This window comes from Sphingomonas sp. GC_Shp_5, assembly GCF_026540855.1.
Lineage (GTDB): Bacteria > Pseudomonadota > Alphaproteobacteria > Sphingomonadales > Sphingomonadaceae > Sphingomonas.
On record NZ_JALNUP010000037.1, the window covers coordinates 1 to 20,462 of the forward strand.

At 66.7% G+C, this 20,462-nt stretch carries 15 protein-coding genes; 7 read left to right on the plus strand and 8 right to left on the minus strand.

Features of this window, described 5'->3' with window-relative positions:
* From odhB to cyoD, 7 genes are all read left to right on the plus strand, one after another.
* On the plus strand, positions 1 to 881 hold an 881-nt coding region (odhB, locus tag OXR60_RS18575), incomplete at its 5' end, for a 2-oxoglutarate dehydrogenase complex dihydrolipoyllysine-residue succinyltransferase (RefSeq protein ID WP_267397485.1).
* A 116-nt stretch (positions 882 to 997) separates the two neighbouring features.
* A complete protein-coding gene (gene lpdA, locus OXR60_RS18580) occupies positions 998 to 2,404 on the plus strand; it encodes a dihydrolipoyl dehydrogenase (RefSeq protein ID WP_267397486.1) in 1,407 nt (468 codons plus the stop codon).
* The gene (locus OXR60_RS18585) at positions 2,404 to 2,739 is read left to right on the plus strand and encodes a GCN5-related N-acetyltransferase (RefSeq protein ID WP_267397487.1); all 336 of its coding nucleotides are present in this window, start codon (positions 2,404 to 2,406) and stop codon (positions 2,737 to 2,739) included. The genes lpdA and OXR60_RS18585 overlap by 1 nt, the downstream gene beginning before the upstream one ends.
* A 231-nt stretch (positions 2,740 to 2,970) precedes the next feature.
* Complete coding sequence (gene cyoA / locus OXR60_RS18590) at positions 2,971 to 3,834, plus strand: ubiquinol oxidase subunit II (RefSeq protein WP_267397488.1); 864 nt, start codon at positions 2,971 to 2,973, stop codon at positions 3,832 to 3,834.
* Complete coding sequence (gene cyoB, locus OXR60_RS18595; RefSeq protein ID WP_267397489.1) at positions 3,831 to 5,843, plus strand: cytochrome o ubiquinol oxidase subunit I; 2,013 nt, start codon at positions 3,831 to 3,833, stop codon at positions 5,841 to 5,843. The genes cyoA and cyoB overlap by 4 nt, the downstream gene beginning before the upstream one ends.
* On the plus strand, positions 5,840 to 6,487 hold the full coding sequence (cyoC, locus tag OXR60_RS18600; protein ID WP_267397490.1) for a cytochrome o ubiquinol oxidase subunit III: 648 nt from the start codon (positions 5,840 to 5,842) through the stop codon (positions 6,485 to 6,487). The genes cyoB and cyoC overlap by 4 nt, the downstream gene beginning before the upstream one ends.
* Entirely contained in the window at positions 6,484 to 6,891 is a 408-nt protein-coding gene (cyoD, locus tag OXR60_RS18605; protein WP_267397491.1) for a cytochrome o ubiquinol oxidase subunit IV, read from the plus strand. Before cyoC ends, cyoD begins: the two co-directional genes overlap by 4 nt.
* On the opposite strand, the gene treF is transcribed toward cyoD, so the two are convergent.
* The 8 genes from treF to OXR60_RS18645 form a co-directional block, all read right to left on the minus strand.
* A complete protein-coding gene (gene treF / locus OXR60_RS18610; RefSeq protein ID WP_267397492.1) occupies positions 6,888 to 8,411 on the minus strand; it encodes an alpha,alpha-trehalase TreF in 1,524 nt (507 codons plus the stop codon). The genes cyoD and treF overlap by 4 nt on opposite strands.
* Positions 8,408 to 10,177: a glycogen debranching protein GlgX gene (gene glgX / locus OXR60_RS18615; protein ID WP_267397499.1), complete on the minus strand. Its 1,770-nt coding sequence runs from the start codon at positions 10,175 to 10,177 to the stop codon at positions 8,408 to 8,410. The genes treF and glgX overlap by 4 nt, the downstream gene beginning before the upstream one ends.
* A 20-nt stretch (positions 10,178 to 10,197) precedes the next feature.
* Positions 10,198 to 11,811, minus strand: coding sequence for an alpha-D-glucose phosphate-specific phosphoglucomutase (locus tag OXR60_RS18620; protein ID WP_267397493.1), 1,614 nt, complete (start codon positions 11,809 to 11,811; stop codon positions 10,198 to 10,200).
* The gene (glgA, locus tag OXR60_RS18625; protein WP_267397494.1) at positions 11,808 to 13,238 is read right to left on the minus strand and encodes a glycogen synthase GlgA; all 1,431 of its coding nucleotides are present in this window, start codon (positions 13,236 to 13,238) and stop codon (positions 11,808 to 11,810) included. The genes OXR60_RS18620 and glgA overlap by 4 nt, the downstream gene beginning before the upstream one ends.
* 40 nt (positions 13,239 to 13,278) lie before the next feature.
* Positions 13,279 to 14,541, minus strand: coding sequence for a glucose-1-phosphate adenylyltransferase (glgC, locus tag OXR60_RS18630; RefSeq protein ID WP_267397495.1), 1,263 nt, complete (start codon positions 14,539 to 14,541; stop codon positions 13,279 to 13,281).
* A 55-nt stretch (positions 14,542 to 14,596) separates the two neighbouring features.
* Positions 14,597 to 16,750 carry a 1,4-alpha-glucan branching protein GlgB gene (glgB, locus tag OXR60_RS18635; RefSeq protein ID WP_267397496.1) on the minus strand — a complete coding sequence of 718 codons (2,154 nt, stop codon included), beginning with the start codon at positions 16,748 to 16,750 and terminating at the stop codon, positions 14,597 to 14,599.
* A complete protein-coding gene (locus OXR60_RS18640; RefSeq protein WP_267397497.1) occupies positions 16,747 to 19,170 on the minus strand; it encodes a glycogen/starch/alpha-glucan phosphorylase in 2,424 nt (807 codons plus the stop codon). Before OXR60_RS18640 ends, glgB begins: the two co-directional genes overlap by 4 nt.
* 83 nt (positions 19,171 to 19,253) lie before the next feature.
* Positions 19,254 to 20,462 (minus strand): Nramp family divalent metal transporter (locus OXR60_RS18645; protein ID WP_267397498.1); only part of this gene is annotated, 1,209 nt, incomplete at its 5' end.

A 20,462-nucleotide genomic window follows, 5' to 3' on the forward strand; every position in this document is an offset into this window, starting at 1 on the left:
CGCTGTCGCCGTCGGTGCGCCGCGCGGTGCTCGAATATGGCCTCGATCCCGCCTCGATCACCGGCACCGGCAAGGATGGCCGGATCACCCGGGAAGACGTGACCGCCGCGGCTGCCGCCAAGCCTGCCGCTGCGCCCCAGGCGGCCGCCGCTGCCGCGCCTGCCACCGCGCCGACGGGTGGCCGCAAGGAAGAGCGCGTCAAGATGACGCGCCTGCGCCAGACCATCGCCAAGCGCCTCAAGGAGGCGCAGAACACCGCCGCGATGCTGACGACGTTCAACGACGTCGACATGACCGCGGTGATCGAGGCACGCGCCAAGTACAAGGATCTGTTCGAGAAGAAGCACGGCGTTCGCCTCGGCTTCATGGGCTTCTTCGTGAAGGCCGCGACCATGGCGCTGAAGGACATCCCGTCGGTTAATGCCTCGATCGAGGGCGACGAGATCGTCTATCACGATTACGCCGACATTTCGGTCGCGGTGTCGTCGCCGGGCGGCCTGGTCGTGCCGGTGATCCGCGATGCGCAGGACCTGACGGTCGCCGGCATCGAAAAGACGATCGGCGACTTCGGCAAGCGCGCCAAGGACGGCACGCTCAAGATGGACGAGATGCGCGGTGGTACCTTCACCATCTCGAACGGCGGCGTGTTCGGTTCGCTGATGTCGACCCCGATCATCAACCCGCCGCAGTCGGCGGTGCTCGGCCTCCATCGCATCGAGGAGCGTCCGGTGGTGGTCAACGGCCAGATCGTGATCCGGCCGATGATGTATCTGGCGCTGTCCTACGATCACCGCCTGATCGACGGCCGCGAGGCGGTCACCTTCCTCGTCGCGCTCAAGAATGCGATCGAGGATCCGACCCGCGTCCTGATCGACCTGTAATAACGACGTGAAATCCCTACATCCGTTCGGTCTGAGCTTGTCGAAACCTGCTCTTCCTCCGAACGGATGAGGACCAGTACAGCCCTTCGACAAGCTCAGGGCGAACGGAGTGTGGAATGGCTGATTTTGATTTCGACGTCCTGGTGATCGGCGCCGGTCCCGGCGGTTATGTCGCGGCAATCCGCGCGGCGCAGCTCGGCCTCAAGGTGGCCTGTGCGGAAAGCCGCGAGACGCTGGGAGGCACCTGCCTCAACGTCGGCTGCATTCCCTCCAAGGCGATGCTCCACGCATCCGAATATTATGACGCCGCCGCCAATGGCGCGATGGCGAAGCTCGGCATCAAGACGACCGTCGAGCTCGATCTCGATACGATGCACGGCCAGCGCAAGGATGCGGTCAAGCAGCTCACCGGCGGCATCGAATATCTGTTCAAGAAGAACAAGGTCGAATGGCTGAAGGGCCGCGCGACCTTCACCGGCAAGGACACCGTCGATGTCGCGGGCCGCAGCGTGCGCGCCAAGAACATCGTCATCGCCACCGGCTCGTCGGTCACCCCGCTGCCGGGCGTGACGGTCGACCAGAAGGTGGTGGTCGATTCGACCGGGGCGCTCGAGTTGCCCAAGGTTCCCGAGCATCTGGTGGTGATCGGCGGCGGCGTGATCGGGCTTGAGCTCGGCTCGGTGTGGCGGCGTCTCGGTGCCAAGGTCACCGTGGTCGAGTATCTCGACCAGATCCTGCCGGGCTTCGATGGCGAGGTCCGCAAGGAATCGAACAAGATCTTCAAGAAGCAGGGTCTTGAGTTCAAGCTGTCGACCAAGGTCACTGGCGTCACCGTCGCCGGCGACAAGGCGACGCTGACCGTCGAGCCCGCCGCCGGTGGCGACGCGGCGACGATCGAGGCGGATGCGGTGCTGGTCGCGATCGGGCGCAGGCCCAACACGGAGGGGCTGAACCTCGAGGCCGCCGGCCTCGCGGTCAATCAGCGCGGCCAGATCGACATCGATCATGATTTCGCGACCTCGGTGCCCGGCATCTGGGCGATCGGCGACGTCGCGCCCGGCCTGATGCTCGCGCACAAGGCCGAGGATGAAGGCATCGCCGTCGCCGAGAATATCGCCGGCCTCACCGGGATTGTGAACCACGACATCATCCCGAGCGTGGTCTACACCGTGCCCGAGATCGCCGGCGTCGGCCTGTCGGAGGAGGCCGCCAAGGCCCGGGCCGAGAAGAATGGCGGCACGATCAAAGTCGGCAAGTTCCCGATGCTCGCCAACAGCCGCGCCAAGACCAATCACGAGCCCGACGGCTTTGTGAAGATCATCACCGACGGCAAGACCGATCGCGTCGTCGGCGTATGGGCAATCGCCACCGTGGCGGGGACGATGATCGCGCAGGCGGCGCAGGCGATGGAATTCGGCGCAACCAGCGAAGATATCGCCTACACCTGCCATGCCCATCCGACGCATTCCGAGGCGATCAAGGAAGCGGCGATGGCGGTGCTCGGCAAGCCTATCCACATCTGATGACGGCCGGCGCGGGTCCCGACGGGAGCCGCGCCGCGCTGGAGCGCGCGTGGCTGGAGCTGACGGGCGTGACCCTCCCCGCCTTGGCAGCCGCGCGGGATTGGCCGGTCAGTGCCGATCACTGCTTCCAGCGCATTCTGCTCGACGCCGCGGTCGGCGGTGTGTGGTACACCGCTGTCGCCCGTCGGCCCGCTTACCGGCACATCGACGTTGCCCTGCTCGGCGAGGCCGTGCGCCTCGGGCAGGCGGCAGCGGCGGGCTCCGCCGACCTTGCCACGCTCAACCGGCAATCACTGGCGTGGCGGCGCTCGGCGCGCCGGATCGACGCGCGCTGACGCCCGCCTTCCTCCCACCGTCATCCTGAACTCGTTTCAGGATCCATCACCTGCCGGCAGCCCCTAGCACGAAGGGCGGTCATGACTGCCGAAGCGCCTCATCGCGCTCTTTTCTCGACCGCGGGGGACCTACTGCCGATTCCGGACGTTCCCCAGCCGACGTCCTTCGATCGCGATAGCGGCACCGGCGCTCAGGGGAATCATGACGCTGCCACAGCCCATCACCGCCCGATGCTGAACCCACGCCGCGTCGCCACTTTGTTGGCAGCCGGCAGCCTTGGCGGCTGTGCGCCCGCGCTGCTCGATCCCGCCGGCCCGGTCGCGGCGGGCGAGAAGACGCTGCTGATCAATTCGGTGGCGATCATGCTGTGCATCGTCGTGCCGGTGATCGTCCTCACCCTGGTGTTCGCCTGGTGGTTCCGCGCCGGCAACGCGCGCGCCAAGCATCTGCCGCAATGGTCCTATTCGGGGCGGCTCGAGCTGCTCGTCTGGTCGGTGCCGCTGCTCGTCATCATCTTCCTTGGCGGGATGGGCTGGATCGCCAGCCACGAGCTCGATCCGCCGCGCCCGCTCGCCTCCAAGCAGCGCCCCATCACCGTCGAAGTGATCGCGCTCGATTGGAAATGGCTGTTCATCTACCCCGAACAGGGCATCGCCAGCGTCAATCATCTGGTGATTCCCGCAGGCACCCCGGTGAGCTTCCGCATCACCTCGGCCACGGTAATGAACAGCTTCTTCGTGCCCCGGCTCGGTAGTCAGATCTACGCGATGGCGGGGATGCAGTCGAAGCTCAATCTGATGGCGGATCGCCCCGGCCGCTTCAACGGCCTGTCCGCCCACTACAGCGGCGAAGGTTTTGCCGACATGAACTTCGCGGTCGATGCCGTGCCGCCGCAGCGCTTCGTCGCCTGGGCGGCGGCCGCCCGCGGCCACGGTCCTGTGCTGGATGGACGCAGCTATCTCGCGCTGGCGAAGCAGAAGGGCAATGTCGCGCCCTTTACTTATGGCAGCGTACCGGCGGAGTTCTTTGCCGCCGCGGTCAAGCAGGCCGGTGCACCGGTGCACGAGACCGATAACGGTGGGCGGGAGAAGTGAGCGTGTTCGGCAAGCTCAACTGGCATTCGGTTCCGTGGGACCAGCCGATCCCGCTGATCGCCGCGGCGCTGGTCGGCTTTGTCGGTCTCGGCGTGATCGGCTGGCTGTGGAAGGCGGGGCATCTTCCGTATCTGTGGCGCGAGTGGATCACGTCGGTCGATCACAAGCGCATCGGCATCATGTACTGTCTGTTCGCGCTGGTGATGCTGGTGCGCGGCTTTGTCGATGCCGCGATGATGCGCTCGCAGCAGGCGATCGCCTACCGCAACCCCGGCTATCTGCCGCCCGATCATTATGACCAGATCTTCTCCGCGCACGGCACGATCATGATCTTTTTCGTCGCGATGCCGTTCATGATCGGGCTGATGAACTTCGCTTTGCCGCTGCAGCTAGGCGTGCGCGACGTCGCCTTCCCCACACTCAACAACGTCTCTTTCTGGCTTACGGCATCGGGTGCGCTGCTGATCAACATGAGCCTGGTGATCGGCGAATTCGCCAAGACCGGCTGGCTTGCCTATCCGCCGCTCAGCGAGCTGCGCTTCTCGCCCGGAGTAGGCGTCGATTACTACCTGTGGGCGCTGCAGATATCGGGCGTGGGAACGCTGCTGTCGGGGGTCAACCTCGTCACCACCATCCTCAAGATGCGCGCCCCGGGCATGGGCTATACCCGGATGCCCATGTTCTGCTGGACGAGCCTCGCCTCCAACCTGCTGATCGTCGCGGCTTTCCCGATCCTCACCGCGACCCTCGCGATGCTGCTGCTCGACCGCTACCTCGGGTTCCACTTCTTCACCAACGATGCCGGCGGCAATCAGATGATGTTCGTCAACCTCATTTGGGCCTGGGGCCATCCCGAGGTGTACATCCTGATCCTGCCCGCGTTCGGGATCTTCTCCGAGGTGGTTTCCACCTTCTCGGGCAAACCGCTGTTTGGCTATCGCTCGATGGTGATCGCGACCATGGCGATCTGCATCCTCTCGTTCATGGTCTGGCTGCACCATTTCTTCACCATGGGGGCAGGCGCCGACGTCAACGGCTTCTTCGGCGTGACGACGATGATCATCGCGGTGCCGACGGGCGTGAAGGTGTTCAACTGGCTGTTCACCATGTACGGCGGCAAAATCCGCTTCGAGGTGCCGATGATGTGGGCGATCGCCTTCATGATCACCTTCGTGATCGGCGGGATGACCGGTGTGCTGCTCGCGGTGCCACCTGCTGATTTCGTCCTGCACAACTCGCTGTTCCTGGTCGCGCACTTCCACAATGTGATCATCGGTGGCGTGCTGTTCGGCGCCTTTGCCGGCTATAACTACTGGTTCCCCAAGGCATTCGGCTTCCGGCTCCACGACGGTTGGGGAAAAGCGGCATTCTGGCTGTGGGTGATCGGCTTCTACGTCGCCTTCATGCCGCTCTACGTGCTCGGGTTGATGGGCATGACGCGGCGGATGCAGCATTATGACGTGCCCGAGTGGCAGCCCTGGCTGATCGCCGCGGCGTTCGGCGCGCTGATGATCGCGGGCGGCATGTTCTGCCAGGCCATGCAGCTCTATGTCTCGGTCCGGCAGCGCGATGCGCTGGCCGACACCACCGGCGACCCGTGGGACGGGCGGAGCCTGGAGTGGATCACCACCTCACCGCCTCCGCCGTTCAACTTCGCGGTGCTGCCCAACGTCGAGGGCGAGGAGGCCTATTGGGGCGTCAAGTCCCAGGCACGTGACAAGCAGGAACTGTCCGAGCGCCCCGATTACGAAAGCTTCGAGATGCCGCGCAATTCACCCACCGGCGTCGTCACCGCCTTCTTTACCACGGCGATGGGCTTCGCGCTGGTGTGGCACATCTGGTGGCTGGTAATCCTCGGCTTCATCGGCGCCTGGGCGACCTTCGTCGTGTTCGCCTGGCGCGACGAGAACGAGATCGAGATCAGTGCCGACGAGGCAAGGCGGCTCGACGACGAGCGACGGCAGGGCAAGGCGCAGATGCTGGGCCTGACCGAGGGGCAGGTGGCATGACCGACGCTGCCGTTTCCTCGCAGCAAAGCGATCCGCACCGGCTCGGTCGCGGCGATACACCGCCGAGCGAGCGCGGGCCCGCGCCAAAGCGGATTGTGGTCGCTTATGGCTTCTGGATCTTCCTGCTCACCGACTTCATCCTCTTTTCCGGCTTCTTCGCCGGCTATGCGGTGCTAGCCAAGGAAACCGCCGGCGGTCCGGGCGGACGCGAGATCTTCGAGCTGCCGCTGGTCGGTTGGGAAACGGCGCTGTTGCTCGCCTCGTCCTTTGCCTGCGGCATGGCGGGGATCGCCACAGCGGCGAAGAACATGTTCTGGTTCCAGCTGTCGATGGCGGTGACGGCGGTGCTCGGCACGTGCTTCATCGCGCTCGAATTGTACGAGTTCACCCATCTGATCGCCGAGGGCAACGGGCCGGGGCGCAGCGCCTTCCTGTCGTCCTTCTTCGCGCTGGTCGGCTGCCACGGCGTCCATGTGACGCTCGGACTGATCTGGCTGACGACGATGATGGCGCAGGTCTGGGCCAAGGGATTCCGCGACGAGATCGTCCGCCGCATCGCATGCTTCAGCCTGTTCTGGCACGCGCTCGACATCATCTGGGTCGCCGTCTTCACCGTCGTCTACCTGCTGGGGAAGGCCGCATGAGCAGCAACAAGCAAGACAGCCGCGATCAGGGTGGCAGCGAGCTAGACGACGATCGCGCACCGGGCGAGCATGATGGCGCCGGGCAGTCGCTGACCGCGCAGGTACGCGGCTATGCGATCGGCTTCCTGCTCGCGGCCTTGCTGACCGCAGCGTCCTTCTATGTGGTCGGCAGCAAGCTGGTCTGGACCCCGGCGATCCCCGTCGCGCTGATCGCGCTGGCGATCGCGCAGATGGGCGTGCACCTGGTCTTCTTCCTCCACGTCACCAGCGGGCCGGACAATACCAACAACGTGCTGGCGCTGGCCTTCGGCGTGCTGATCGTCGGGCTGGTGCTGATCGGCTCGATCTGGATCATGGCGCATCTGGACCATAATCTGATGCCCGACATGGCGATGCAGCGTTAGCGGCCCGCCATCAGCGCGCGGGTGACGCCGTTGGTCCAGCCGAAGCCGTCCTGATTGGGATATTCGCCGCCACCGCCTGGCTTGCGTTCGACGACATTGTACTTCTCCAGCAACTTGCCGCTTGCTGCATATTCGCGCGAGACACTGCCGAGCCAGCCATTGGCGATGCGATCGGCGACGGCATTGGCGCCGTAGCGCCGCAGGCCATGGATCGCGATCCATTGCAGCGGTGCCCAACCATTGGGCGAATCCCATTGCTGGCCGGTGTCGACGCGCGTGGTGCGCAGGCCGCCCTCGCCGGTGAGCGCGCCGATTGCCCTGGCCGTGGCCGCGGCCTGGTCCACCGAAGCGACCCCGGTGAACAGCGGAAACGCCATCGCCGCGGTGCGTACCGGCGAGACGCGTCGGTGATCGAGATCATAGTCGGCAAAAAAGCCGTCGGCGTTCCACAGATAGCGGCGGATGGCAGCGGCGCGGGTGGCGGCGAGCCGTTCGAATCGCGTGGCGCAGGGGCGATCACCCAATGTCGCGCAATTGGCGGCGATGGCCTGTTCCATGCCGACCATCAGGCTGTTGAGATCCACCGGTACCAGCCGCGTGGTGCGGATCGTCGCCAGATTTCTGCCGTCACCGAACCAGCGCGAGGAGAAATCCCAACCGCTTTCGGCACCCGCGCGCAGGTCGCGATATAACTGTTCGCGGTTGCGCCCAGGGGTCGCGTCGGCGAGTTCGACATCCTCGCGATAGCTTTCGTCGCGCGGTGCGGCGCGATCATCCCAATAGCGGTTGAGCAGCGTGCCGTCGGCGAGGCGGACGACGCGGGCGTGTTCGCCGCCGGGCTTCAGCGTCGCGGCTCCGGTCATCCAGAAGTCCTGCTCGGTGCGCATCCAGCGGGTGCGTTGTTCGAGCGTGGCGCGGTCCTGCGACATGCCCGCGATCAGATAGAAGAACGGCGGTTGCGAGCGGCTGAGATAATAGCTGCGGGTGCCGTTGGGGATATGGCCGTAGCGATCGATCAGGCTGCCAAAATCGGCGATCATGTCATCGACCAGATCCTGGCGGCCCGACGCCTGCAGCCCGAGCATGGTGAACCAGCTGTCCCAATAATACATCTCGCGGAAGCGGCCGCCGGGGACGACGAAGCGGCGCGGCAAGGGCAGTGCGGTCGACCCGGCGGGGACGGTGGGCAAGGTGCGGGTGAGTTGCGGCCACAGCGCGTCGATATGCGCGGCGACGCCGAGCTTGCGCGCTGGTGGCGGCGCTGCGGGCACGACCGGCAGGGTGAAGTTGGCGAGCACGAACGCCTTCAGCGTCGCATCGTCGCCGCAACGGCACCGCGCGAAAGCGGCGTTGATCGCGGCGTCGGAGCGCCGCGGCTGGGCATCGGCGAACGTCTTACCGTCAGGGAACAGCCGGCGCATCTGCACCTCGTGGAACAGCTTGCCGAAGCGCTGGGAAGGCGCGAGCGGCGAGGCTGCGACCAGCAGCGAGGCAAGGGCTAGCATCAGCGGGCGGATCATGGGCGACTCTCCAGCAGGCGGGCCTTGGCGAGGGTGACGCGGCGGTGACCACGATCGACCCGGATCACGGCGAGATCGTCATCGGCCGGCAGGCGGAATTCGAAACCGATGGCGTCATGCCAGTCGTCGCTGGTCATCGGCTCGTCGTCGAGCCGGCGCCAGTCGGCTGCGGCGAGGAAGCTGGTCACGTCGAGGCGCGCCGCGTGGCGCAGATCGGCAAGCTGCGCCACAAACGCTTCCAGCGCCCGGTCACGACCGGTCCAGTCCACCCAGCCGATCGGATTGTCCTGCGCATAGGCGTTGTTGTTGCCGCGCTGGGTGCGGCCGAACTCGTCGCCGGCGGCCAGCATGATCGTGCCGCGCGAGGCAAACAGGGTGGCGAGCAGCGCACGGACGTCGGCATTGCGCCGGGCGAGCACCGCCGGATCGTCGCTCGGCCCTTCGCTGCCGCCGTTCCAGCTGTGATTGTCGCCATGGCCGTCGCGATTGCCTTCGCCATTGGCGAGGTTGTGGCGGTGCTCGTAGCTCACTGTGTCGGCAAGGGTGAAGCCATCATGCGCGGCGATGAAGTTGACGCTGCGGCTATGCTTGCCGGCGAACAGGTCCGACGAGCCGGTCATCCGCCGCGCGAGCGCGCCCGCCTCGCCATCGCCGCGCCAGAAGCGGCGAACGTCGTCGCGGTAGCGGTCGTTCCACTCGAGCCAGTCGCCAGGGAAGTGGCCGAGCTGGTAGCCGCCAGGGCCGATGTCCCAGGGCTCGGCGATCATCACGCGGCTGGCGAGCAGCGGGTCCGCGGCGATCTCGGCAAAGATCGGCGCCGCGGGATCGAAGCCGGGGCCCCGGGCGAGCACGGTGGCAAGATCGAAGCGGAAGCCGTCGACGCCAGCGCGGGCGAAATGACGCAGGCTATCGAGGATCAGCGCGCGCACGGCCGGGCGGGCGCAATCCAGCGTGTTGCCAGTGCCGGTGTCGTTGATCAGCGTGCCGTCGGTTGCATGGGCATAATAGAGGCGCTCATCGAGCCCGCGCATCGACAGCGTCGGCCCGTGCACGTCGCTTTCGCCGCTGTGGTTGAACACCAGATCGAGGATCACGCCGATGCCCGCCGCGCGCAGCGCCGCGACGGTGGCGCGGAGCTCGTCGACACCGCCGGGCGCGAGCCGCGGGTCGAGCGCCATCGGCACCACCGGGTTGTAGCCCCAGGCATTGGTGAGGCCGAGCGGGGGCAGGTGGCGCTCGTCGATCCAGGCGACGATCGGCATCAGCTCGATCGCCGAGATGCGGAGCTGCTGGAGGTGGGCGATCACCGCGGGATGGGCGAGCGCGGCGAGCGTGCCGCGCTGAGCCTCGGGAACGTCGGGGTGCAGCATGGTGAAGCCGCGGACGTTGAGCTCGTAGATCAGCCCGCCGGGGGTGAAGAGCGGCGGCGGCAGGTCGGCCGGCGCGGACGACGGGGCTGCGGGGACGATGGCGCGGGGGACGAGGTGGCCGGTCTCGGCGCCTGGCTCGGCCAGCGCAGGGTCGTAGCGGAACGGCCGGTCTAGCTCGACGGCATAGGGGTCGACGAGGAGCTTGGCAGGGTCGGCGGCGGTGCGATAGCCGTAGCGCTGACCGGCACCGACGCCGGGCACGTCGGCGACCCAAAGTTCGCTAACTTCGCGCATAGGCACCTGCCGCTCGGTCGCCCCGTCGAACAGGCACAAGGTGACTGGGGCGGCCGAGTGGACGGTAAATAACGCACATTTATCAAATACTTGTGCGCCCAGCGCCCCCGTGGGGGCGCCGGTCACGTGATGACGTCCGGTTCGGTGCGGCCGGTGTGGCGGGTGATGCCGGCGATCTCGTCGGCCGCGGCGACGATCTCGGCGAGCATGTCGCCGGTGTCGCGGTCGAGATCGTCCTGCTCGTAGCGCTCGAGATAGACGCGCAGGGTGGCGCCGGAGGTGCCGGTGCCGGACAAGCGGAACACCACGCGGCTGCCGCCGACGAACAGGATGCGCACGCCCTGGTTGCGGCTTACCGAGCCATCGGTAGGATCGGTATAGGCAAAGTCGTCCGCCGTCTCGATGGTGAGGCCGGCGACCGCCTCGCTAGGCAGCGCGGCAAGCTTGCCGCGGAGCTCGGCCATCAGCGCATCGGCGCGCTCGCTCTCGACCGCCTCATAATCGTGGCGGGCGTAATAGTTGCGGCCATAGGTCGCCCAATGGTCGCGCGCGATGGCGTCGACCGACTGGCCGCGCACCGCGAGGATGTTGAGCCACAGCAGCACCGCCCACAGGCCATCCTTCTCGCGGACGTGGTCGGAGCCGGTGCCGGCGCTTTCCTCGCCACAGATCGTCGCCATGCCGGCGTCGAGCAGATTGCCGAAGAACTTCCACCCCGTGGGTGTCTCGAACACCGGCACGCCGAGCTTGGCGGCTACACGGTCGGCGGCGGCGCTGGTCGGCATCGAACGGGCAACGCCTTTGAGCCCGGCCCGGTAGCCGGGGGCGAGATGCGCGTTGGCGGCGAGCATCGCCAGGCTGTCCGACGGGGTGATGAAGCGATCGCGACCGATGATCAGATTGCGGTCGCCATCGCCATCGGAGGCGGCGCCGAAATCGGGCGCGTCGGCCGCCATCATCGTCTCGTACAGTTCATGCGCGTGGACGAGGTTGGGATCGGGATGGTGGCCACCGAAATCCTCGAGCGGCGTGCCGTTCCTGACCGTGCCGGGGGCGAAGCCGAGCCGGCGCTCGAGGATCTCGGTGGCATAGGGACCGGTGACTGCGCTCATCGCGTCGAACGACATGGTGAGGCCGGCGGCGCGGATCGCGGGGAAGTCGAACAGCGTTTCCATCAGCGCGGCATAATCGGTGACGGGATCGACGATCTCGACCGCCATGCCGCCGACCTCGAGCGTGCCGTCGCTGTCGAGATCGACGTCGGCGGCGTCGACGGTGAGCCAGCGATCGATCACCTTGGTGCGCTGATAGATCGCCTCGGTGACGCCCTCGGGGGCCGGGCCGCCGTTGGCGATATTGTACTTGATCCCGAAGTCCTCGTCGGGACCGCCGGGGTTATGGCTCGCCGACAGCACCAGCCCGCCCAGCGCCTTGCGAATACGGATCATGTTGCTCGCCGCCGGCGTCGAGAGGATGCCGCCACGGCCCACCACCACCTTGGCAAAGCCGTTGGCGGCGGCGATGCGGATCGCCTTCTGGATCACCTTGCGATTGAGGAAGCGGCCATCGCCGCCGATCACCAGCGTCGCGCCATCCTTGCCGTCGATCGCGTCGAACACCGACTGGATGAAGTTCTCGGCATAACTGGGCTGCTGGAAGACCTTGACCTTCTTGCGAAGCCCCGAGGTGCCGGGCTTCTGGTCCAGATAGGGCGTGGTGGCGATGGTCTGGGTCATGCTTGTCCTATGAGGGTCTTGTAGAGATCGGCATAGCGGCGGCCGCTCTCGTTCCACGAGAAATCGGCGCGCATGCCGTTGCGCTGGATGGTGCACCACAGGTCGGGCCGGGCATAAGCGGCAACCGCGCGGCGGATGGCATGGGCGAGGCTGTGGTAGCTGGTATCGCCATGCTGAAAGCCGGTGGCAACGCCGGCGGCGAGCGCGGCTTCGTTGGCATCGATCACCGTATCGGCGAGGCCGCCGGTGCGCGCGACCACGGGCACGCAGCCGTAAGCGAGGCCGTAGAGCTGGGTAAGCCCGCACGGCTCGAACCGCGACGGGATCAGGATCGCGTCGGCACCACCCTGGAGCAGGTGCGACATCGGCTCGTCATAGCCGATCTTGACCGCGATCCGACCCGGATGACGCGCGGCGGCGGCGAGGAAGGCCGATTCAAGCGGCGCATCGCCCGAGCCGAGCAGCGCCAGCCGGCCCCCGAGCGCGACGAGTTCGTCGAGGCATTCGGCGAGCACGTCCATGCCCTTCTGCCAGGTCAGACGGCTGACCACGGTGAACAGCGGGCCGTCCCCCGCTTCAAGGCCGAACAGCTTTTCGATCGCGCGCTTGTTGGCGCGGCGCCGACCTAGCCCGCGCACCGTGTAGCGCTGGGGAAGCGCGGTATCGGTTTCGGGGCTCCACACCGCGGGGTCGATGCCGTTGACGATGCCGCTCACCCGATGACGGCGCGCCGAGATCAACCCTTCGAGCCCCATGCCGAAGCGGTTCTCGCGGATCTCGGCGGCATAGGTCGGGCTGACGGTGGTGATCGCATCGGCGGCCTCGAGCCCGGCCTTGAGGAAGCCGACGCCGCCATAATATTCGACCCCGCCAAGCGAGAAGGCACCGTCCGGCAACCCCAGCGTGGGGAAGATGTCGGCGCCGAACTGGCCCTGGAAGGCGATGTTGTGGACGGTGATCACGGTTGGCGGCTTCACCCCGCCGTCGGGCATGTAGCGGACATAGGCAGGCGCCATCGCCGCCTGCCAGTCATGAGCGTGGAGTATGTCGAAGCGCAGCCGCGGCACGGCGCCGGTGGCGAGATCGGCGGCCGCGCGCGACAGCGCGGCGAAGCGTCGCCAGTCGTCGGCATGGCCGTAGAGCCCGGCGCTGCGCGCGAACAAGGCCGGCGCGTCGAGTACCAACAGCGGATGATCGCCGATCCTGCCGGAGAGCAGCCGCGCCTCGGCGCCCATCAGCTTGGGCCAGCGATGCACCACCTTGGCGCCCTTGATCGCCTTGCCGACCGCCGGATAGCCCGGGATCAGCGTGGTGGTGGCGACGCCGTGCGGCGCCAGCGCGGCCGGCAGCGCGCCGACCACGTCGGCGAGCCCGCCGGTCTTGATCAGCGGAAACGCCTCGGAGGCGACCGACAGCGCTTCGATCATCGGGCGTCGCCGCCGCAAGGCAGATAGGAACACATGGTTCTCACGCGGTCAGGCGATCGATCATCGGCTGGGTGATCAGGCACACGCCCTTGTCGGTGCGGCGGAAGCGCTGGCCGTCGAACACCGGATCCTCGCCGACGATCAGCCCGTCCGGGATGATCACACCGCGATCGACCACCACCTTCCGCAGCCGGGCGCCGCGGCCGATATGGCATTGCGGCAGCACCACCGCCTCCTCGAGCGACGAGAAGCTGTGCGCGCGCACGCCGGTGGAGAGCAGGCTGCGGTGGATCGTCGAGCCCGAGACGATGCAATCGCCCGACACCAGGCTCGATACGGCGGAGCCGCGGCGGCCGTCCTCGTCATGGACGAACTTGGCGGGCGGGGTGATCTCCGAATAGGTCCACAGGGGCCATTCGTGCTCGTAGAGATCGAGCTGGGGAATGACGTCGGTAAGATCGACATTGGCTTCCCAATAGGCATCGATGGTGCCGACATCGCGCCAATAGGCAGCGGGCTCGCCGCTGGAGCGGACGCAGCTCGCCGAGAAGCGGTGTGCCTGCGCCTTGCCGTGCTTGACGAGGTAGGGGATGATGTCCTTGCCGAAATCGCGGCTCGAGCCTTCGGTGGCGGCGTCGCGGCGCAGTTCCTCGAACAGGAACTTGGTGGAGAACACATAGATGCCGAGGCTGGCGAGCGCGATGTCCGGGCTGCCGGGAATCGACGGTGGATCGGCGGGCTTTTCGACGAAATCGATGATCAGGTCGGTCTCGTCGACGTGCATCACGCCGAACGCCACCGCCTCCATCCGCGGCACCTCCATGCACGCCACGGTCACGTCCGCACCGCTGTCGCAGTGCTGCTGGAGCATGATCTCATAATCCATCTTGTAGATGTGATCGCCGGCGAGGATGACCATGAACTCGGGGCTGTAGCTCTCAATGATGTCGATGTTCTGGTACACCGCATCGGCGGTGCCTTCATACCATTGCGTCTCCGACACGCGCTGCGAAGCGGGCAGGATGTCGAAGCTTTCGTTGCGCTCGGGGCGCAGGAAGTTCCAGCCGCGCTGAAGGTGGCGGATCAGGCTGTGCGCCTTGTATTGCGTCGCCACACCGATGCGGCGGATGCCCGAATTGATCGCGTTGGACAGCGCGAAATCGATGATCCTGCTCTTGCCGCCGAAATAGACCGCGGGCTTGGCGCGAGTATCGGTCAATTCCATCAAACGGCTGCCGCGGCCGCCCGCCAGCACATAGGCCATCGCGTCGCGCGATAGTGGCTGCCGGTGTCTGTCGATCATTGTCCCGCTCCTGTGTTCTTGTTGTTATCTGGTCGTTGCCCGCACGCGCGCATGCTCATCCCTCAAATTCCAACATGATGGTGGCGAGCGGCGGCAGGGTGACCCAGGCGCCGCCCTGCTCGGCATCGACACCGCCGAGATTGCCGAGGCCCGAGCCCCAATAGCCTTGCGCGTCGGAATTGAAGATCTCGCGCCAGCGGCCGGCGTGCGGCAGCGGCACCCGGTAGGGCGCCCGCGCGACGGGCGTGAGATTGGCGATCACCGCGACCGGCTTGGCGCCCGGCGCCTTGCGCAGCCAGGCGAACACCGAGTTGGTCGAATCGTCGCCGATCAGCCACTCGAAGCCCTCGCCCTCGCAATCGCGCGCGTGAAGCGCAGGATGCTCGCGGTAGAGGCGGTTGAGGTCGCGCACGAGGTTGCGCACACCTTCGTGCGCATGGCTGGTGCGCAGATCCCAGTCGAGCGCGCGATTCTCGCTCCACTCTCGGCGCTGGGCGAACTCCTGGCCCATGAACAGCAGCTTCTTGCCGGGATAGCCCCACATGAAGCCGTAATAGCTGCGCAGATTGGCGAATTGCTGCCAGTCGTCGCCGGCCATCTTGGCGAGCAGCGATCCCTTGCCGTGGACGACCTCGTCATGGCTGAGCGGCAGCACGAAATTCTCGTCAAAGGCATAGACGAGGCCGAAGGTGATCTCGGCATGGTGATGGCGGCGGTGGACCGGCTCGCGGGCGAAATATTGGAGCGTGTCGTGCATCCAGCCCATGTTCCACTTGAAGCCGAAGCCGAGGCCGCCCTCGTGCGCGGGCAGCGACACGCCGGGCCAGCTGGTCGATTCCTCGGCGACGGTGAAGGTGCCGGGATGCTGGGCATAGACCTGGCGATTGGCGGTGCGCAGGAACTCGACCGCTTCCCAATTCTCCCGGCCGCCCTCCTTGTTGGGGATCCATTCGCCGCTCTTGCGCGAATAGTCGCGGTACAGCATCGACGCGACCGCATCGACGCGCAGGCCGTCGACATGATAGCGTTCGGGCCAGAACAGCGCGTTGTTGACCAGGAACGCCTTCACCTCGCGCCGGCCGAAATTGTAGATCGCGGTGTTCCAGTCGGGATGGTAGCCGAGCCGTGGGTCCTCATGCTCGTAGAGGGCGGTGCCGTCGAACCGCGCCAGGCCGAACGCGTCGGTGGGGAAATGCGCGGGCACCCAATCGAGCAGCACGCCGATGCCGGCGCGATGGGCACCATCGACGAAGCGGGCAAAGCCCTCGTGATCGCCGAACCGGGCCGAGGGCGCATAGAGCCCGGTCGTCTGGTAGCCCCAGCTCGGATCGTAGGGATGCTCGCTGATCGGCATGAATTCGATGTGGGTGAAGCCGAGATCGACCACATAGGGGATCAGCCGGTCGGCAAGCGCATCCCAGGTGAGGAACCAGCCATGCTCGTCGCGGTCCCATGAGCCGGCATGGACCTCGTAGATGCTCATCGGCACCCGGCGCGGATCGGTCGCGGCCCAGGTCGCGCGATGATCCTCGTCGCCCCAGACGTGGGTGGCGGGGGCGGTGGTGATCGAGGCGGTGGCGGGGCGAAGTTCGGCGGCGAAGGCGTAAGGGTCTGCTTTGAGCGGCTGGAGCGTGCCGTCCGGGCCGACGATCTCGAACTTGTAGCTGCGGCCGGCGCCGACGTCGGGAACGAAGATCTCCCACACGCCGACATCGACGCGGTGGCGCATCGCGTGGCGGGTGCCGTTCCAGTCGTTGAAGTCGCCGACCACCGAGACGCGGCGGGCGTTGGGCGCCCAGACCGCGAAGTGGACGCCAGGCGCACCCTGATGCTCGATCAGATGCGCGCCGAGCTTGTCGTAGAGGCGGAAGTGGGTGCCCTCGGCCATCAGGAAATCGTCGGTCGGGCCGAGCACCGGGCCGAAGCTATAGGCGTCGGTCACCCACCATTCGGCGCCCTTGGCGCCGGCGCGATATTTGAGCGGCTGGGGCTCGCCCGCGATCAGACCCTCGAACAGGCCGCGGCCGTCGACCTGCTCGAGCGCGCCGAGATCGTCGCCGGCGAGGCTGAACGCCTGCGCGACTTCCGAGCCCGGCAACCACACCCGCGCGAACGTGCCCTCCGGCCCGGCGAAGGCGCCGAGCAACGAAAAGGGATCGTCGTGGCGCCCTTCCAGGAGAGCGGAGATGGCGCCACTCGGCGGTGTCACATCACGTTCCAGATGTCGCGCGCATATTCGCCGATCGTCCGGTCCGACGAGAACCAGCCGACGTTGGCGACGTTGAGGATCGCCGATCGGCCCCAGGCGGCGGGGTCGTTCCAGCGGGTGTCGACGTCGCGCTGGGCGGCGGCATAGGCGTCGAAATCGGCGGCGAGCATGAACCAGTCGCTGCCGTACAGCCCGTCCATCAGCCCCTTGTAGCGGTCGGGATCGTCGGGCGAGAACACACCGGATGCGATCGCCGAGAGCGCCTGGGCGAGCTCGGGGGAGCCCTCGATCAGCCCGCGGGGATTGTAGCCGTGGCTGCGCTGCTCGGCGACCTCGTCGGCGGTGAGGCCGAAGATGAAGATATTGTCGTCGCCGACGTGATCCTTGATCTCGATGTTGGCGCCGTCGAGCGTGCCGATCGTCAGCGCGCCGTTGAGCGCGAACTTCATGTTGCCGGTGCCCGAGGCTTCCATCCCCGCGGTGGAGACCTGCTCGCTGAGGTCGGCGGCGGGGATGATCTTCTCGGCGAGGCTGACGTTGTAATTGGGCAGGAACGCGACCTTGAGCAGATCACCGACGCTCGGATCGGCGTTAACCCGCTTGGCGACGTCATTGGCGAGTTTGATGATCAGCTTGGCGTTGTGATAGCTCGACGCGGCCTTGCCGGCGAACAGCTTGACCCGCGGCGTCCAGCGCCGCTCGGGATGGCTGCGGATCTGATCATAGAGCACCACCGTCTCGATGATGTTGAGCAGCTGGCGCTTATATTCATGGATGCGCTTGATCTGGACATCGAAGATGGCGTCCGGATCGAGCGTCAGCCCCATGCTTTCCCTGATATGGCTCGACAGCGTCACCTTGTTCGAACGCTTAACGGCCGCGAAACGCTCCCGGAACGCGGCGTCGTCGGCGAAAGGAATCAACGCGGTCAATTTCTGCGCGTCGTCGCGGAAATCCTCGCCGATCGCGCTCGCGATCAGCGTCGTCAGCCCCGGGTTGCACTGCTGCAGCCAGCGCCGCGGGGTGATGCCGTTGGTCTTGTTGTTGATCCGATCGGGATAGAGCCCGTGGAGGTCGGCGAACACCGTGCGCTTCATCAGCTCGGTGTGGAGCGCGGCGACGCCGTTGACGCTGTGGCTGCCGGCAAAGGCGAGGTTGGCCATGCGCACCCGGCGCTCGCCGCCCTCGTCGATCAGGCTGATCGCGGCGATCGCGCGACCGTCGATCCCGGGACGGCCCGCCGCCTCGCGCAGCAGCTTGGCGTTGATCGCATAGACGATCTGCATGTGGCGCGGCAGCAGCCGCTCGAACAGCGGCAGCGGCCAGCTCTCCAGCGCCTCGGGCAGCAGTGTGTGGTTGGTATAGCCGAAGGTGGCGCGGGTGATATCCCAGGCGTCGTCGAAACCGAGCTCGTGGAAGTCGGTGAGCAACCGCATCAGCTCAGCGACCGAGACCGCGGGGTGGGTGTCGTTGAGCTGGATCGCCGCTTTGTCGGGCAGGGTGCGGATGTCGCCGAAATACTGGACGTGGCGGCGGACGATGTCCTGGATCGAGGCGGAGGAGAAGAAATACTCCTGACGCAGCCGCAGCTCCTGGCCGGCCGGCGTCGAATCGTTCGGGTAGAGCACGCGGGTGAGCGTCTCGGCGCGCAGCTGCCCGGCGAGCGCGCCCTGGAAGTCGCCGGCGTTGAAGCGGTCGAGCTTGATCGGATCGAACGCGCGGGCGTTCCACAACCGCAGCGTGTTGACGCGCTTGCCGCGCCAGCCGACCATCGGCGTGTCGAACGCGACGGCCTCGACCGCCTCGGCCGGTGCCCAGTGCGGCAGGTTGTTGGCGCCGGCGACCACCTCGCCGCCGAAACCGACGAAATAGGCGCTCTCGCGCCGCTCGAACTCCCAGGGATTGCCGTGCGCGAGCCAGTTCTCGGGCAGTTCGGTCTGCCAGCCGTCGTTGATCCGCTGGCGGAACATGCCGTTCACATAGCGGATGCCATAGCCGTAGGCGGGCAGGTCGAGGCTCGCGAGGCTCTCCATGAAGCAGGCGGCGAGGCGACCGAGGCCGCCGTTGCCGAGCGCGGCGTCGGGCTCGATCTCCTCGAGATCGGCGAGATCGACCCCGAGCGTCTTGAGCGCCTCCGCGACCTCGTCGTTATGGCGCAGGTTCGACAGCGCATCGCGCAGCAGCCGACCGATCAGGAATTCAAGGCTGAGATAATAGACCCGCTTGGCGCCGGCGGCATGCGCCTGCTTGGTCGATTCCATCCACCGCTCGATGATCTCGTTGCGCAGGGTGAGGATCGTCGCCGCCAGCCAGTCGTGCGGACGCGCGGCCTGGGCGTCTTTGCCGATGCGGTGGACCAGGGTGTCGGTGATGGTCTCGGCGAGCGCGTTCGGCGTCGCAGCAACTAGGGTGTCGGTCACAAGCGGTCCGTGATGATGAACGGGCCCGCAATAAACGCCGCGCCGCGGCAAAAGTCACCGCCAATGTTGGCTTGCCTCGGCGCTCAGATCATGCCCCACAGCAGGGTGAGATTGAGCGCAATGATCACCGCGGCGATTCCCCAGGCGAGCACCCTCAGCCACAGCGGGCTGACGAGCCGGCCCATGATGACGCGATTGCCGGTGAAGCTCACCAGCGGCACCACCGCGAACGGCAGCTGGAGGCTGAGCACCACCTGGCTCAATACCAGCAACCGGGTGGCGCCGCCGTCGCCCGCGCTGCCGACCACCAGCACCGCCGGAACGATCGCGAGCAGCCGCGTCACCATCCGACGTGCCCACACCGGCAGGCGCAGGTTGAGGAAGCCTTCCATTACGATCTGCCCCGCCAGCGTGCCGGTGACGGTGGAGTTCTGACCGGAGGCGAGCAGCGCGACGCCGAAGATCACGCTCGCCGCGCCGACGCCCATCATCGGGGCGAGCAGGCGATAGGCTTCGTCGATTTCGGCGACCTCGGTACGCCCGGCGGTGTGGAACACCGCGGCGGCGACGATCAGGATCGCGGCGTTGATGAAGAAGGCGAGGCCGAGCGCGATGGTGCTGTCCCAGGTCGCGAGCTTTACCGCCTCCGCCTTGCCGGCCTCGCTATGGTCGAACGCGCGGGTCTGGACGATCGAGGAATGGAGATAGAGGTTGTGCGGCATTACCGTCGCGCCGAGGATGCCGATCGCGAGATAGAGCTTGGCAGGGTCGGTGAGGATGCCGGGCGAGGGGATCAGCCCCGCCATCACCGCGCCGACGTCGGGCTTGGCGGCGATCAGCTCGAAGCAGAAGCAGCCGGCGATGATCAGCAGCAGCGCGACGATGAACGCCTCGATCTTGCGGAAGCCGAAGCGTTGCAGCGCGAGGATCAGGAACACGTCGAGCGCGGTGACGATCACGCCCCAGACCAACGGCAGGCCGAACAATAGCTGGAGCGCGATCGCGGTGCCGAGCACCTCGGCAAGGTCGCAGGCGATGATCGCGGTTTCGGCGAGCAGCCACAGCAGCAGCGCCACCGGGCGACGGTAATGCGCGCGGCAGGCCTGGGCGAGATCGAGCCCCGCGGCGACGCCGAGCCGCACCGACAAGGCCTGGAGCACGATCGCCATCAGGTTGGAAAGCAGGATGACCGACAGCAGCGTATAGCCGAACGCCGAGCCACCGGCGATGTCCGTCGCCCAATTGCCGGGGTCCATATAGCCGACCGCGACCAGGAAGCCCGGGCCCATGAA